The sequence below is a fragment of the Roseobacter cerasinus genome (assembly GCF_009811755.1).
GTDB lineage: Bacteria > Pseudomonadota > Alphaproteobacteria > Rhodobacterales > Rhodobacteraceae > Roseobacter > Roseobacter cerasinus.
The window spans coordinates 125,857-140,152 of sequence record NZ_BLIV01000001.1 but is presented as its reverse complement, the minus strand read 5'-3'; the positions used below and the strand labels follow the sequence as shown (position 1 = coordinate 140,152).

Sequence of the window (14,296 nt, the reverse complement as noted above, 5' to 3'; positions counted from 1 at the left end):
CGTGCTTATCTGTAACTCATATCGAAGGGCTCGGAACGCTCTTTGATGTTACGACTGTCCCTCGTTCCGTACCTTTTTGCGCCCTTTGCTTTTTGCATCGGGCGCTTTTTTTTGACGCTCTGCTCCGGTAGGACGGTCTCATGATCTATTCGGATGAGATGTTGCGCGCAATCCTGCGCCGGACCCGGCGTGTTGCCGTGGTTGGGGTGTCAATGAACCCCGTGCGCCCAAGCTATTATGTGGCGCGATATCTGAGTTTGAAGGGGTACGATGTTGTGCCGGTCAATCCGCGCCATGCGGGTGAAGCTCTTTTCGGGCAGACGGTTCGCGGGTCGCTTGGCGATGTTGATCAGGAGGTGGATATGGTCGATATCTTCCGCCGGTCCGAAGCGGTACCGCCGATTGTGGAGGAGGCTCTGGTGTGTTTTCCGGTGCTGCAGACCATTTGGATGCAGATCGGCGTGCAGCACGCGGAGGCGGCTGCCAAGGCTGAGGCGCGCGGGGTGACGGTGGTGCAGAACCGCTGTCCAAAGATCGAGTATCAGCGGCTGCATGGGGAACTGCGTATGGGTGGTTTTGCAACAGGTGTTATTTCGAGCAAGCTGTGAGGGTCTCGGGCGGCTCTGTTTGGCCTGCGGCCAAAGGCGCCCGCCCGCCGACCCTCAGGACCTGCGCCCTGCTTTTTCAGCGAGGCCCGATTGGGCCTGACGGGATTGCAGTTCGGCCAGGACGTCATCGAGATGGATGTCGGACGCCGCGAGCATCACAAGAAGATGGTAGAGCACATCAGCGGCTTCGGCGGTCAGCCGGGCCGTGTCACCTTTTATGGCTTCGATGATGGCTTCGATCGCCTCTTCGCCAAATTTCTCGGCGCATTTTTCGGGCCCTTTGGCCAGCAATTGCGCAGTCCAGCTGGTGGTCGGGTCGGCTGTCTTGCGGGCTTCGATGGTCTGGAACAGGTCGTGCAGGGTCATGTGAGCCTCATCGGTATGCCGGCTGCGGCCATATGCGCCTTGGCCTCGGCGATGGTGTGATCCCCGAAGTGGAAGATCGAGGCGGCCAGAACGGCGGATGCCCCCCCTTGCGTGACCCCTTCGACCAGGTGGTCGAGCGTGCCGACGCCGCCCGAGGCGATCACGGGCACGGGGACCGCATCGGAGATTGCGCGGGTGAGGGGCAGATTGAAGCCTGCACGGGTGCCGTCGCGGTCCATGGAGGTGAGCAGGATCTCTCCAGCACCTTTTGCGGTGACCGTCCGGGCGAAGTCTACCGCGTCAATACCGGTGGGTTTGCGCCCGCCGTGCGTGAAGATTTCCCATTTGCCGGGGCTGACGGTCTTGGCGTCGATGGCCACAACGATGCACTGGCTGCCGAACTGATCAGCGGCCTGGGCCACCACATCCGGATTGGCCACAGCCGCAGAATTGAAAGATACTTTATCGGCGCCCGCGAGCAGCAGGGCGCGTACATCTGCGGTGGTGCGCACGCCGCCTCCGACCGTGAGCGGGATATAGCAGTGTTCCGCTGTGCGGGTGACCACATCGAACATGGTGTTGCGGTTCTCATGGGTCGCCGTGATATCTAGAAAGCAGAGTTCGTCAGCACCCGCTGCGTCATAGGCGATGGCCGCATCAACCGGATCGCCCGCGTCTTTCAGATTGACAAAGTTCACGCCTTTGACGACGCGCCCCTCGGCCACGTCGAGGCAGGGGATGATACGGGTTTTCAGCATGCTCAGGCTGCTCCGACGGTGGGTGAGGGGGCTGCCGCGACCCGGCCAAGCGCGTTGCGGGCAATCAGGATGTGGAAGGGCATGATGGCGGCCAGATACCCTCGGCCACCGATGTTGTGAGGTCGCACCCAGGTGGCCAGTGAGACCTGATCTGCCGCACTGAATACGCTGACGCGAAAGTCGAGGTGTTTGTCGTTGAAGCCAGCGACGACTTCGGTATCGCTGCTGTGCTCAACCGGAAAGGGACCCAGCTTGGAGTTGCTATCACCCGGCCCGTCGTTGAGCAGACCAAACGGGGCGGTCAATATGCCGCGCAGGGCCACAAGTGCTTTGGCCCAGGGTGGGAAATCGACAATGATGCGCGCAGCGACCAGTGCGGGCAGGGTACTTTGGACACGGTAACAATCGAGGAAATCACCGGGCTTTACATAGCCGTGCAGGCGGCTCTCCGCGGGCAGTTTGGCCTTCATGACAGCAGCGAACACGGATCAGGCGCCCATGGCTGCGACCGCTTCGGTCAGGTTGATGGCACCGTCATAGAGCGCGCGCCCGCAGATTGCGCCGTTCAGATCTGCTCCGCAGTCGCGCAACCTGATCAGATCCTCCAGCGAGGACACGCCGCCCGAGGCGATCACAGGGATGGAGACTGCGCGTGCCAGTGCGGCGGTCGCCTCGATGTTGGGGCCGCCCATGGCGCCATCGCGCAGGATGTCGGTGTAGACAATCGCGGCCACGCCCGCATCCTCGAAGGATTTGGCGAGGTCGGTGACTTGCACGTCGGTTTCCTCGGCCCAGCCTTTGGTGGCGACAAACCCGTTGCGCGCGTCAATACCCACGGCCACATGGCTGGGGAAGGTCCTTGCGGCCTCTCGGACCAGATCCGGGTTTTCGACGGCAACAGTACCGAGAATGACCCGGCTCACCCCTTTTTCCAGCCACATCTCGATTGTGGCCATATCCCGGATGCCGCCTCCCAATTGAACAGGCACGGTGCAGCTGCGCAGAATGCTTTTGACCGCGTCTTCGTTGACCGGGCGCCCGGCGAAGGCGCCGTTCAGATCGACCAGATGCAGCCATGTGCAGCCAGCATCGATAAAGGCTTTTGACTGTGCGGCAGGATCGTCGCTAAAGACTGTGGCCTGGTCCATGTCACCGTGCAGCAGCCGGACGGCCTGGCCGTCTTTGAGATCAATGGCGGGGTAGAGGATCATAAAGGTCATCCCTGTTAGGAGCGGGTTGATGTGGTGCCGGGCGGCGACCCATCTGTGTGATGCACCTTTTGTCGGCTCTTTGCAACGCGACGCGAGGTCATACTTGCGGCCCGGGTCGCGGGTAAAGGAGGGTGATCGGAACAGGGAGAATGATTATGATCAAACACATTACCACAGCGTTGACGTTTGTGCTGGCTTGCGGGGTGGCGCAGGCGGATCCCATCGAGGGCCTGTGGCAGACTGAGCCGGATGAGGGTGCCTATGCGCTTGTCCGGATGGCACCCTGCGGTGCGAACTATTGCGGCACCATTGATCAGACCTTCAATGCGGATGGGGCATACCCGTCGAAAAACATCGGCAAGACACTGGTCATTGACATGGCAGCCGAGGGCGAGGGCAAGTACCGCGGCAAAGTCTGGCGACCGTCCAATGATAAGATCTATCTTGGCAAGATTGCCCTCAATGGGGACAGCATGCGCCTGTCAGGATGTGTCGCTGGTGGACTGATCTGTTCGAAACAGACATGGCAGCGGGTTCGGTAGTTTTTTGCGCGGCAGAATGGTTTGGCTCAACGCTTCATTAAGGGTCATGGCTTAGCGTCTTACATGTCTTGTGTGGTCTCATCAGCCTGCGGGGCACCCACCATGTGACCAGTCGTAGAGCCGCCAGATGTCGTATCGCCGTAAGCCAGCCTCAGAAGTGACGCCGGAGTATGAGGACTCCGGTCTCTTTAAGAACAAGGTTGGTCAGCTCCAGGTCGAGCTGGTGCCGCAAATGATGATCAATGGCCGGAATGACCTGGTGGTGCGGGGGTTCGTGAACCGCAATATCAACATCGAGGTGGCTTTTGCCGGGCGCCGGGTCAAAGAGGCCGGCCCGCTGGAGGCGCGGCTGAAACAGGTGCGCGCCAAGGCCATCAAAGAGGCTGCGGCCCAAGGTAAACCACCGCCGGAGATTGATCATTTGCGCCTGCCGGTTCTGATCGAGGGCGCCTGGCGCCCCCGGTTCAAGCGCGATCAGGCCGGGTGGGAGACGCGCAGCTATTATCTGTTTGCCGCGCGTTGGTCGATTCTTGGCGATGATGGCAGCACCGTCTCCTTCGGCTCCAAACCCCTTGTCGTTGCCCAGCAGGTGCAGGGTTAGAGCGGCATGCGGAAAATCTGATCTACAGATCCGCGCCTGAAAGCCTTCTATTTCGACGCACCCGACGCCCTGGCGCACGCCTCCGCCGCGCAAGGATGCTATGTCGCACACTCGAAACGGTGCCGTATATCAACGCGCCCCGCCGTAGTCGTGGATGGGTCCGACCGGGTTCAGCTCGATAGCGCTGAGCGGTGATCAGCATGAGCCGTGCGCCGGATGACCGGCCAGGTCAATGTCGGGAGGGCTTTGAACCGGGCTGCATTTTGCGGTTGTGAAGATTCTACTGACGCGGGCCCTGCATGTTCCGCAGCTCTGAGGCCGCTCGGTCAGAGCACAGGGCTGCGGCGCATATTGCTCCGCAGGCGCCTAAGGGGTCCAGCGCAGAAAGTTCCCGATCATCCGCAGCCCGGTCGTTTGGCTCTTCTCGGGGTGGAACTGCAGCCCGATCATCGTGCCTGCGCCAATCACGGCCGTGACATCGCCGCCATAGTCCACGTGGGCCAGCCGCTGGCGTGGGTCGGTGACCTGCATGTGGTAGCTGTGCACGAAATAAGCGTGATCGCCGGTCTGAATGCCATCAAACACCGGGTGTGCACCCTCCAGAACGAGATCATTCCACCCCATATGTGGCACCTTCAGGTCGCGGTCCGCGGGTTCGATCTTGCACACCTCTCCGGCCACCCAGTCCAGCCCCGCAGTATCAGTATACTCGCGCCCCCAACTGGCCATCAGCTGCATGCCGACGCAGATGCCCATAAAGGGCCGCCCCTTGACCTCCACCGCCTCGACCATGGCCGTATAGAGACCCGAGTGCCCCTTGAGCGCCGCCATGCAGGCCGGAAACGCCCCATCGCCCGGCAGTACAATGCGGTCCGCGCGGGCCACGACATCGGCATCGCCGGTCACCACAACCGCGCCGCCGTCCGTCTCCTGGGCCATCCGCTCAAAGGCTTTCTGGGCCGAGTGCAGATTGCCGCTTTCGTAGTCGATGATCGCCGTCAGCACGTCAGAGCGCGCCTTTGGTGGAGGGGATGTCATCGGCCTTGCGCGGATCGACCTCAATGGCGTCACGCAGGGCGCGGGCGACGGATTTGAAGGTGGCCTCGGCGATGTGGTGGCTGTTCAGCCCGTGCAGCATGTCGATGTGCAACGTAATGCCGCCATGGGTGCTGAGCGCCTGAAAGAATTCCCGCACCAGCTCCGAATCGAAGCTGCCGATGGTGGGCGAGGGCAGATCCACATTCCAGATCAGGAACGGCCGGGCGGACAGGTCGAGCGCGCAGCGCACAAGCGCGTCGTCCATCGGCAGCAGGCAGGACCCGTAACGGCGGATGCCGCGCTTGTCGCCCAGGGCCGCAGCCAGAGCCTGACCGATGGCAATGCCCGTATCCTCGACGGTGTGGTGATCATCAATGTGCAGATCGCCCGTGGCGCGCACGGTCAGGTCAATCAGCGCATGGCGGGCCAGCTGATCCAGCATGTGGTCGAAAAACCCGACCCCGGTCTTGTTGTCATAGGCGCCTGTCCCGTCCAGATCGAGGGTCACGGTGATCTCGGTTTCGGCGGTGGCGCGGGTCAATGAGTGGCTGCGCATGGGTTCTCCGGGGCGGGGGACAGTGCGCGCCCTTATAACAGCCTGCGACGGCGCGCCAAGAGATCACATTCGGGATTGCGGCGCCTGTGCCGGATATGCCAGCTTGGCCGTACGCCCCCTGTCCAAAAGGAGCCGCCATGGCCACCTGCGTTTTTATCCAGATCCGCTGTACGCCAGGCACAACGTATCAGGTGGCCGAGGAGATTGCCCTGCGCGAGATCCATTCGGAGCTCTACTCCACCAGCGGCGACTACGATTTGCTGATGAAGCTCTACATCCCCGACGGTGCGGACGTCGGCAAATACATCAATGAAAACCTTCTGGACATCAAAGGGATTGAGCGGTCGCTGACGACGATGACGTTCAAGGTCTTTTGATTGCGCGCTGCGTCCTTGCGGCACTGATCTGCGTGGCCGGAGCCCTGCCTGGCTCGGCCGGGCAAAAGATCTATTCCGGTGAGGAGGCAGCCGCCCTGCGCTGTGCCAACGCCCTGGCCTTCACCGCCGTGGCCCTGGAATCGACAGGCCGTATCTCGCAGCTGGAAAAAGACGTCATGCTGGATATCACCGCGCGTATTCTGGTGGAGCACGTGAGCGGCAACTGGCAACAAAAAAAGGCGGCGCTGCGCGTGGTGCGTGATCGGCGTGACGGTGTGCAGACGCTGGATGACTTCCGCCGCTTTGCCACGCAGTGTCTGGTGCAATTTCCGACCAACTGAATGCCAACCTCAGGCAAAATGAGCTTCCGCCCCGGTTGCGCTGGCGGGACATCTGCCGCTAGTTGTACCCGCCAGCCGGTATCATGAGCCCCATTGCCAACAAGGCAAGCGCGACACCAACCCCCTCTCGAAAGCCGAAAGGTTCATGAAAAACGATTGCACTCAGGCCGCAAACCGCCACCAGTGTAATGGACGCATATGCGACACCTGCCTGAGCAAGTGTGATGTTTTTCAGCGACAAGAACCAAACGGCGGTGGAGGCGACATAAAGTGCCGCCCCCAGCGAAAAATCCACAGACAGGATAGAATGCCCGAAATCTGCCGCGCGCTTGAGGAAGTAGTCGCCCAAAATGGCAAAGGCCACAGTCAGCAAGACCCATGCGTAGCCCCACAGAATTGGCAAGGCGTCACGCATGGCTCTGCCGCGATCTCGCGCGGGTCACCAAGCCGGCGAGCGCTGAAATCAACAAGATCCCGCCTGCTGGCAAAGGCACTGGCGCCAAATCCGTATCGGGCGCGGTGAGCAACACTTCCTCGGCCTCGCTAGAGAATTGCAACCCACCTGCGCCAGACAAGGGGTCAAAGAACGAGGCGCGGACAGGTCCCGAAAACCCGCCAAATTCGCTTTCCACCTTGACCGTCCAGTTGAAGCTGACGCCAAGGAGATCATCGACGTCCACGCCGGCAGCGCCCAAGTCGAACGTGTCCGCGACAATACCCAGATCCCAAGACACCGCCGATCCATTGCCCATGACGAAATCAGGTTCCGGAATCGGGCGATCAAAACCAGACTGGTTGATCGTCAGCGAAGGTGTCGGATTGGCAATATCGCCTCCGAACAGGACGGCTGTGTATTGCGCCTCCAGCACCGTTGGTCCCAGCAACAAATCATCATAGTCGCCGATTGCGTCAAAGTCTGGGACTTCATGCAGGAAAATACTGAAATTCAAGCTGGCCGTCGAGCCCCGGATCGCGTTCAGTCGCGTGCCCGATATTCTGAATCCGCCCCCATCCAACGCGTCTGGTGAGTCCGGTTGAACTGCATAGATGAGTTGCCCTCCGGCTGTGATGCTTCGAGGTTCAGCACCCGCATCGCCCACAAAAATCTCGGCGACGCTTCCGAATTCGTCATTGCGAAAGCGTCCCCCTTCATTTTTGAGAACGTTTTTGGCTGAACCGGTCACACAGCATGGGCTGCGGGATGTGAATTCTTGGTCGTGGCGCGCAAATTCAGCGTCGTAAGAGTAGTTTTTCTCCGTGATTGACGTGACCCCGGCGGGTTCAGAGAATTCTGAAACGCGATGATCATAAAAAAGCGAAATCTGGGATGCACCCGCCGGGTTAGACATGGCCAAGATCGCTGACATGCCGATTATGAGAGTTCTACAGCATTCTGCGGAACTGGTGTAACAATATGATTTTATGAACATTATTTAAGTCCTTGTTGTCAAATGATGAGGCTGTTGTCTCAGACGAGCCACCAGCCACGCGGAAATCTAGGCGCAAGAGGTCGGCGCTGTCCCGCTCAGGCACAGATCAGAATGTCTGAACAATTTGATTTCTCCTGATCAATTCCTGTAAAAAGTGATCAGTATCGGAGGGTGACGAGTGGGATCAGACAATGGGCAGTCCGTCCGCGTGCGCGGAGATGTGTTGCGGCGCATCCGCAAACGGAGCTTCCGCTCAGCCGAGGCTTTTTCCGCCGCTTGCGGTAGTGTTTCCCTGCCAACCGTGTACCGGGCAGAGCGCGGTGGCCCTATCCTGCTCAGCTATCTTTCGCGGATTGCCCGCGAATTGGACGTTGACGTGGAACAGTTGCGCGTATCCGCCGCTGAAAGTAGCGCCAATCTGACCGGCCGCTGGATGGGGCTGGTTCTGGTGACAGACAAGTTCGGGCACCCGTCGGTCATTCTGGAAGACATTCATATGGAACAGAATGGCACCAAAGTGTTTGGCAGAACCGTTCAGAAGGTCAATGGAGACACGATGGTGGATGTGTTCCGGGATTGCAGCTTTCAGGACAATGTTCTTTGCGGGCAATCCAGATCCGAAACCTGGACGTTTCCGTTGGAAACCGCCTTTTTTATCCTGTCCGGCTCGCGCGACATGACGTGGCTGGATGGGTATGTCACCTGGCTCGATATAGACAGCCAGATCCCTCAGTCTTCGAAATATATCATGGTCCGCCACGGGACCGACGGCTTTGAAATGCACGTGAAGCACGCACATCGCATCATGGATGACGAGGCCAAATTGCTGCGCACGCGACGCCTGCTCGAGAATGGATACAGTTTCAGCACGTCCCTGGCGCTGGTTGCTGCTGTTCAAGAAGATGCGGAGCCAGCGTCGCAAGAGCCAAGTCACAAGATGGTCGAGGCGACGCCAGCCAAAGTTGCGGTGATCGCCATGGCGCAGTGGAACATGTCTCCCGGCACCCAATCCCAGGCCCATTGGGCGTCGGGTCTTCTGGATGAAATCGCAACCGATCTGGCGCGTGTTCCGGGGATTCGAACGGTGCCGCGCTCAGCCTTTGGTCAGAATGCCAGCATTTCCTGCAAACACGCCGGCGCTTTGGGCGCGACACATCTTTTGAAAGGGGATCTGGACAGCACGCATGATCGTATTCGTGCCGTTCTGCAACTTGTGCATTTGGAGAGTGGCCAGGTCGTCTGGGCCGAGCAGTACGATCACGCGGCTGAAGTGTCGTTCACCCTGCACGACTCGATTGCCCGGGACCTGACGCGAACGGTTTTGGATGGCCCCAAGCCGATTTCCGAACCCTCAAAAGATACCTCTAACGCGGTTGCCTATGAGCTCTTTGTCAAAGCGCGCCTGTTGTATTTGCGCGGCATGTACGCGCCAACCCTGCGCGCGGCGGAAGCCTTGCTGGTCCGGGCGATTGATCTGGAGCCGGACTTCGCCCGTGCTTATGCACAGCTGTCAATCTGCCGATCCTATCTGGCGCAAAGCATCGAACGGAGCCAAGGCGCACAGACCGCACAAGAAGGCTTCGAAGATGCCGAAAGAGCGCTGGAACTGGACCCTGAATTGCCATTGGGGCAAGCGGCCTTGGGCTTGGCGCTGTATGCGACAGGTGACTATGCGGGGGCTGCTATTTGGCTTGAGCGCGCGATCGATATGGACGAGACGCTGTTTGAAGCGCATTTCTTTCAGGGGCGGAACAAGCGTCTCCAAGGTGACCGTGCCGGTGCTGTCGAGAGCTTTGCGAAAGCTGCCCAGATCAGGCCGGATGATTTTCGTGCCTTCGGACTTCTGGCTGAAGAGATGCTTGCCCTTGGGCAAAGGCGTGAAGCGCGGGACGCTCAGGAAACAGCGATGCACCTGATTGAGGCGGAACTTGAGGTCAACCCCGACAATGCCGGTGCGATGGCCTTTGGTGCGGGTCTATTGGCCGATTTGAACCGCTTTGAGCAGGGGGCGGCTTGGGCTGAATGGGCTGTTGCGATCGCTCCGACCGATTGCCTGGTTCAGTATAATGTAGCGCGGTTCCATGCTCTCCGAAATGCAGGGACACGCCCCGTGCTCGACCACCTGGAAGCTGCATTCTCCGTGCCCGAAGTTGTGCAAAGCCGGTTGGCGAACTGGCTCAAGCTTGACCAGGCGTTCGACGGCGTTCGAAATGCGCGTCGATATCAGCGTTTGTTGGATCAAACAAACTCCCACATCGCCCGGACATAAGCGGCCGGTTGGAGTATGAGCCCGGGCCGGCATGACAGCATATTGCCTGCCCATGGCGCACCAGGGCAATATGCGGAGATTTTTGAGTTGAAGCCGCTGCCGCAACTCGAACATCAATGGAAAATATCGGCGATTTGGCTTCTTTGCCTGTCCGGGGCCCGCGTAGATGTAGCTTCATAGCGCCGATGTATCCGCCAGCGGGGTGGGCCTGCACCGACACATGCGTATCAGCCAAACAGGCAAGGCGCCGTGCCTGTCATGCCCGGTTTGATGGCAAAGACACCGCCCTCTTCGGGGTGACGTTTGAGATGGTCTACCTCCATCGTGAAACGGGCCGAGGTGACATATAAAATGTCCAGGTTTTCTCCGCCGAATGTGCAACTGGTGGGCCATGAGCAGGGCAGGTCCACCACTCGATGAATGTGACCTTCGGGATCAAAGCGGAGCAAACAGCCGCCCCCGACGACGCGGCAGTTCCAGATATAGCCCTCGGCGTCCAGGGTTGATCCGTCGGGCAAACCTCGTTCAAATCCTGAGACAATGCTGCGCCGGTCCGAGAGCCGCCGGGTGTCTTGGTCGTAGGTGTAGCGGTAGATTTCATTCGCTCCGGTGTCCGCCGTGATTAACCCGCCGCCCGTCGTCCAGACCAACGTATTGGTCAGCCCAAATAAGTCATCGCAGAGCGGTGTGACCTGCCCATCTGGTGTGCAGCGATAGAGACGACCGGTATCAGCGGTCATCTCTTTGGGGCTGCCGTCAGGTGCGATGTTGTTTTGCATCGTCCCGACCCAAAAGGCGCCGTCCGGGCCGACGACGCCTTCGTTGAGGCGGTTGTCCGGTTGGTCCGGTTCGACCCTCGCGAGCGTCTGAAACTGATCGCCGAAGTCCCACAAACAGACGTCGCGGGTCAGGCCAACAATTGCGCCACCGTCTTTGCGCAAGCCAATCGAAGTGACGAAATCCGGGGTTGGCCAGCTTTGATATTCGCCGGTCGCCGGGGTAAGTGCGTGGATCTTTTTTTCAACGATATCAACCCACAAGAGGCGCTGCCGGGCCGCGTCCCACAGGATGCTTTCGCCAACGATGTTTTTTGCCGGATAAACAAGTTCGACGGTCATCTGTCCCCTCCCGAAACAATTATTGACTCGCAGTTAAAACAAACTTAGCAATCAATATCAACAAACCTGTCAGACAGGTTTAGGGGGATGCATCGTGAGTGACGAAGCCGATAACGGGACAAACCGGGTCAGCGAGACCATAGGCGTCATCACGCAGCACATTCGCGTCAATGCGCTTGGACCGGGTGACCGTTTGCCAAGCGAGAATAACCTCTCGCGAGAGTTGAACGTGTCGCGCAGTGTTGTGCGCGAAGCCTTCCGATCCTTGGCGGCCATGCGCCTTATCAACCTGAGCCCTGGCAAGCGTGCCACGGTCGCGCAGCTGGATCACGGTGCCATGTCTTTGATGATGGAGCACGGTGTTCTCACCGAGCAGATCAGCATTCAGCAAATCTATGATGTGCGCCGAACAATCGAGACGCGCACAGTGACGCTGGCAAGTCTGCGTCGTACGGATGCAGAAGCGCAGCGCATCCGTCAGCACGCTTTGGCGATGAAAGAGCATCTCGACGATCCGGACAGCGTTATGGAAAGCGATCTGGCATTTCACATGGCCATTGCGCAGGCGTCGCGGAACCCGGTCTTTGCCATGATCGTCGGTGCGTTTCAGGGGGTGGCGCGCCAGAGCTGGCCGATTGGTTGGCGCTCGCGCACGGAGCCAGAGCAGCGGATGCAGGTCGTTCAGACGCATATCGATATCGCCGACGCAGTTGCGATTGGAGATCCGCAAACTGCGGCCACGCTGATGAAGCGTCACTTTGATGACAGCACCAAGGTTCTGCTTGATGCCGGGCTGACGTGAGGCTGCAAGAATGAAGATCACAAAGCTGGAAACCATTCGGATTGACGAGCGCCCAAACCTGCTGTGGGTGCACGTTCATACGGACGAAGGGCTTGTCGGGCTGGGCGAGACCTTCTTCGGCGCACAGGCGGTCGAGGCGTATATCCACGAAACCGTCGCCCCCAAAGTTATTGGCCGCAATCCTTTGGAGATCGATAAGCTTTCGGCCGATCTGGTGGGATACCTTGGGTTTCGGTCAACCGGTGTCGAGGTGCGCGGAAACTCCGCCTTCGATATCGCGCTCTGGGATCTGTTTGGCAAGGCGACGGGCGTGCCGATCGCGCAGCTGCTTGGAGGGTTCACGCGCCAGAATATCCGCACCTACAACACCTGTGCTGGCACCGAGTACATCAAGAAAGCAACGGGACAGAACACTGACAACTATGCGATGCGGTCAGAGACGGCGGATGGATACGACGACCTGAACGCCTTTCTGAACTGCGCCGACGAATTGGCCGCATCCCTGCTCGAAGAAAATATCTCGGCCATGAAAATCTGGCCATTTGATGTGGCTGCGGAAAAGACACGCGGTCAGTATATCTCCCCCTCCGACCTGAAGTCCTGTCTTGAGCCTTTCGACAAGATTCGCAGGGCCGTCGGCAACAAGATGGACATCATGGTCGAGTTTCACCTGATGTGGCAGCTTCTTCCTGCCATCGAGATCGCGCGCGCGCTGGAGCCTTATGGCACGTTTTGGCACGAAGATCCGATCAAGATGGACAGCCTTTCAAGTCTCAAGCGCTATGGTGCGGCCAGCAAGGCGCCGATTGCTGCGTCGGAAACGCTGGGCAGTCGCTGGGCGTTTCGCGATCTGATCGAAACCGGGGTCGCGGGGATTTTCAATCTCGACATCAGCTGGTGTGGCGGACTGAGCGAGGCGCGCAAAATCGCAACCATGGCCGAGACCTGGCACCTGCCGATTGCCCCACATGATTGCACCGGCCCGGTGGTGCTTTGCGCGTCAACGCACCTTTCACTGAACGCGCCCAACGCGCTGGTGCAGGAAAGCGTCCGAGCCTTCTATCGCACCTGGTATCGCGACCTCGTCACCGCGTTGCCGCCGGTTGAAGACGGCTTCATCACCGTTCCCCCGGGCCCGGGGCTTGGGATGGAACTTAACCCGGAGCTGGACCGGGCATTCACGACTTACCGGAGAACGTCGGACTCAACAGATATCTGACGATTGCATACTCAAGGGAGGAGACCTGAGATGAAAAGACTACTGACCTCAGCCGCGATGGCGACTGTTTTGCTGGGCAGTGCGGCCCATGCCGAAAACATGAATATCGTGTTCACCCATCACTCATCGGCGTCGAACACTTTCTGGCAAGCCGTCAAGAAGGGATTTGACGATGCCTGTGGCAAGATCCAGGCCAACTGCCAGATGATCTTCACCCAGACCGAAGGCTCAATCGAGCAGCAAGCCGCGAATATGGAAGCGGCTCTCGCGCGCGGTCCGGATGCATTGCTGACCTCCATTGTCGACGACCGGGCACTTGATGACATCGTCCAGCGCGCGGTCGACGCCAATGTCATCACCATTGCCGTGAATGTGGATGACAGCGAAGGTGCGGCCGGAAACGCCCGTGCGGCTTTTGTCGGTCAGGGGTTCCGTCCCGCCGGGTATTCTCTGGGCGAGGCGATGTCGAAGCATTTCCCGGAGGAGGGACCCATTAAGGTGCTGGTCGGAATTTCAGCGCCGGGCCAGAACTGGTCGGAAGCGCGGGGTGGGGGCGTCCTGGACTTTATGGAAGACTTCAAGGCGGCCAACTCCGATCGGGATATCAGCTTTGAGCGTATCGATTCAGGAACTGACCTGGCCGTGACAGCGGACCGCGTGGGCGCCTATCTGAACGCCAACCCAGACACCACTGCTTACTTCGACACGGGCTTCTGGCATGCAGCGGTGGCCCGCGTCCTTAAGGACCGGGGCGTTGGGCCGGGCGAAGTTTTGCTTGGTGGTTTTGACCTCGTTCCCGAAGCCGTGCAGCAAATGCAGGCAGGATACATCCAGGTTCAGGTGGACCAACAACCATATATGCAGGGGTTTATCCCGGTCATGCAGGCCTATCTCGCGCACACCGTCGATCTTGCCCCGGCAGATGTCGATACAGGCCAGGGTATCGTGACGCCGGCTGAGGCTGACGCGATCATGGAATTGTCGGCTCAGGGTTTGCGCTAAACACCGCACCCACCAAAGTTGGTCTGAACGCGCTCTTTCAGCGCGTTTGGGCAGCCTC

The 14,296-nt window shown here is 59.4% G+C and carries 18 protein-coding genes; 9 read left to right on the top strand and 9 right to left on the bottom strand.

Going from position 1 to position 14,296, the window contains the following annotated elements:
• The first annotated feature begins 140 nt into the window (after positions 1 to 140).
• Positions 141 to 608: a CoA-binding protein gene (locus tag So717_RS00735; RefSeq protein WP_159974302.1), complete on the top strand. Its 468-nt coding sequence runs from the start codon at positions 141 to 143 to the stop codon at positions 606 to 608.
• 54 nt (positions 609 to 662) lie between these two features.
• On the opposite strand, the gene So717_RS00730 is transcribed toward So717_RS00735, so the two are convergent.
• Genes So717_RS00730 through hisA form a run of 4 tightly spaced genes read right to left on the bottom strand, consistent with a single transcriptional unit; the run spans position 663 to position 2,943 of the window.
• A complete protein-coding gene (locus tag So717_RS00730) occupies positions 663 to 974 on the bottom strand; it encodes a phosphoribosyl-ATP diphosphatase (RefSeq protein WP_159974301.1) in 312 nt (103 codons plus the stop codon).
• On the bottom strand, positions 971 to 1,732 hold the full coding sequence (gene hisF, locus So717_RS00725; RefSeq protein WP_159974300.1) for an imidazole glycerol phosphate synthase subunit HisF: 762 nt from the start codon (positions 1,730 to 1,732) through the stop codon (positions 971 to 973). The genes So717_RS00730 and hisF overlap by 4 nt, the downstream gene beginning before the upstream one ends.
• Before the next feature lie 2 nt (positions 1,733 to 1,734).
• Entirely contained in the window at positions 1,735 to 2,217 is a 483-nt protein-coding gene (locus tag So717_RS00720) for a DUF2867 domain-containing protein (RefSeq protein WP_238840579.1), read from the bottom strand.
• Between the two features lie 3 nt (positions 2,218 to 2,220).
• The gene (gene hisA, locus So717_RS00715; RefSeq protein ID WP_159974299.1) at positions 2,221 to 2,943 is read right to left on the bottom strand and encodes a 1-(5-phosphoribosyl)-5-[(5-phosphoribosylamino)methylideneamino]imidazole-4-carboxamide isomerase; all 723 of its coding nucleotides are present in this window, start codon (positions 2,941 to 2,943) and stop codon (positions 2,221 to 2,223) included.
• A 155-nt stretch (positions 2,944 to 3,098) separates the two neighbouring features.
• Here hisA and So717_RS00710 point away from each other — a divergent pair, with 155 nt between their 5' ends.
• Both So717_RS00710 and So717_RS00705 read left to right on the top strand, forming a co-directional pair.
• On the top strand, positions 3,099 to 3,485 hold the full coding sequence (locus tag So717_RS00710; RefSeq protein WP_159974298.1) for a DUF2147 domain-containing protein: 387 nt from the start codon (positions 3,099 to 3,101) through the stop codon (positions 3,483 to 3,485).
• A gap of 127 nt (positions 3,486 to 3,612) precedes the next feature.
• Positions 3,613 to 4,086 carry a hypothetical protein gene (locus So717_RS00705; RefSeq protein ID WP_159974297.1) on the top strand — a complete coding sequence of 158 codons (474 nt, stop codon included), beginning with the start codon at positions 3,613 to 3,615 and terminating at the stop codon, positions 4,084 to 4,086.
• Between the two features lie 366 nt (positions 4,087 to 4,452).
• Here the strand turns inward: So717_RS00705 and hisH are convergent, their stop codons facing one another.
• Entirely contained in the window at positions 4,453 to 5,091 is a 639-nt protein-coding gene (hisH, locus tag So717_RS00700; RefSeq protein WP_159974864.1) for an imidazole glycerol phosphate synthase subunit HisH, read from the bottom strand.
• Between the two features lies 1 nt (position 5,092).
• Positions 5,093 to 5,680 carry an imidazoleglycerol-phosphate dehydratase HisB gene (gene hisB, locus So717_RS00695; protein ID WP_159974296.1) on the bottom strand — a complete coding sequence of 196 codons (588 nt, stop codon included), beginning with the start codon at positions 5,678 to 5,680 and terminating at the stop codon, positions 5,093 to 5,095.
• Positions 5,681 to 5,817: 137 nt separating this feature from the next.
• Between hisB and So717_RS00690 the strand changes: the two genes are divergently transcribed.
• Together So717_RS00690 and So717_RS00685 are read left to right on the top strand one after the other, a co-directional pair.
• Positions 5,818 to 6,057: an Lrp/AsnC family transcriptional regulator gene (locus So717_RS00690; protein ID WP_159974295.1), complete on the top strand. Its 240-nt coding sequence runs from the start codon at positions 5,818 to 5,820 to the stop codon at positions 6,055 to 6,057.
• Between the two features lie 32 nt (positions 6,058 to 6,089).
• Positions 6,090 to 6,398: a hypothetical protein gene (locus So717_RS00685; protein WP_238840577.1), complete on the top strand. Its 309-nt coding sequence runs from the start codon at positions 6,090 to 6,092 to the stop codon at positions 6,396 to 6,398.
• A 58-nt stretch (positions 6,399 to 6,456) separates the two neighbouring features.
• Here the strand turns inward: So717_RS00685 and So717_RS00680 are convergent, their stop codons facing one another.
• A complete protein-coding gene (locus tag So717_RS00680; protein ID WP_159974294.1) occupies positions 6,457 to 6,813 on the bottom strand; it encodes a hypothetical protein in 357 nt (118 codons plus the stop codon).
• Complete coding sequence (locus So717_RS00675; RefSeq protein ID WP_159974293.1) at positions 6,806 to 7,765, bottom strand: VPLPA-CTERM sorting domain-containing protein; 960 nt, start codon at positions 7,763 to 7,765, stop codon at positions 6,806 to 6,808. Before So717_RS00675 ends, So717_RS00680 begins: the two co-directional genes overlap by 8 nt.
• 241 nt (positions 7,766 to 8,006) lie before the next feature.
• Here So717_RS00675 and So717_RS00670 point away from each other — a divergent pair, with 241 nt between their 5' ends.
• Entirely contained in the window at positions 8,007 to 10,097 is a 2,091-nt protein-coding gene (locus So717_RS00670; RefSeq protein WP_159974292.1) for a hypothetical protein, read from the top strand.
• A 227-nt stretch (positions 10,098 to 10,324) separates the two neighbouring features.
• On the opposite strand, the gene So717_RS00665 is transcribed toward So717_RS00670, so the two are convergent.
• Positions 10,325 to 11,215, bottom strand: a complete 891-nt coding sequence (locus tag So717_RS00665) for an SMP-30/gluconolactonase/LRE family protein (protein ID WP_159974291.1) — start codon at positions 11,213 to 11,215, stop codon at positions 10,325 to 10,327.
• A 94-nt stretch (positions 11,216 to 11,309) separates the two neighbouring features.
• On the opposite strand from So717_RS00665, the gene So717_RS00660 reads away from it, so the two are divergent.
• The 3 genes from So717_RS00660 to So717_RS00650 are packed head-to-tail and all read left to right on the top strand — an operon-like array spanning position 11,310 to position 14,238.
• Positions 11,310 to 12,017, top strand: a complete 708-nt coding sequence (locus So717_RS00660) for a FadR/GntR family transcriptional regulator (protein WP_159974290.1) — start codon at positions 11,310 to 11,312, stop codon at positions 12,015 to 12,017.
• A 10-nt stretch (positions 12,018 to 12,027) separates the two neighbouring features.
• Positions 12,028 to 13,236 (top strand): mandelate racemase/muconate lactonizing enzyme family protein, encoded by a 1,209-nt coding sequence (locus tag So717_RS00655; protein WP_159974289.1) that lies wholly within the window; start codon positions 12,028 to 12,030, stop codon positions 13,234 to 13,236.
• A 30-nt stretch (positions 13,237 to 13,266) separates the two neighbouring features.
• Complete coding sequence (locus So717_RS00650; RefSeq protein ID WP_159974288.1) at positions 13,267 to 14,238, top strand: sugar ABC transporter substrate-binding protein; 972 nt, start codon at positions 13,267 to 13,269, stop codon at positions 14,236 to 14,238.
• Positions 14,239 to 14,296: the final 58 nt, after the last annotated feature.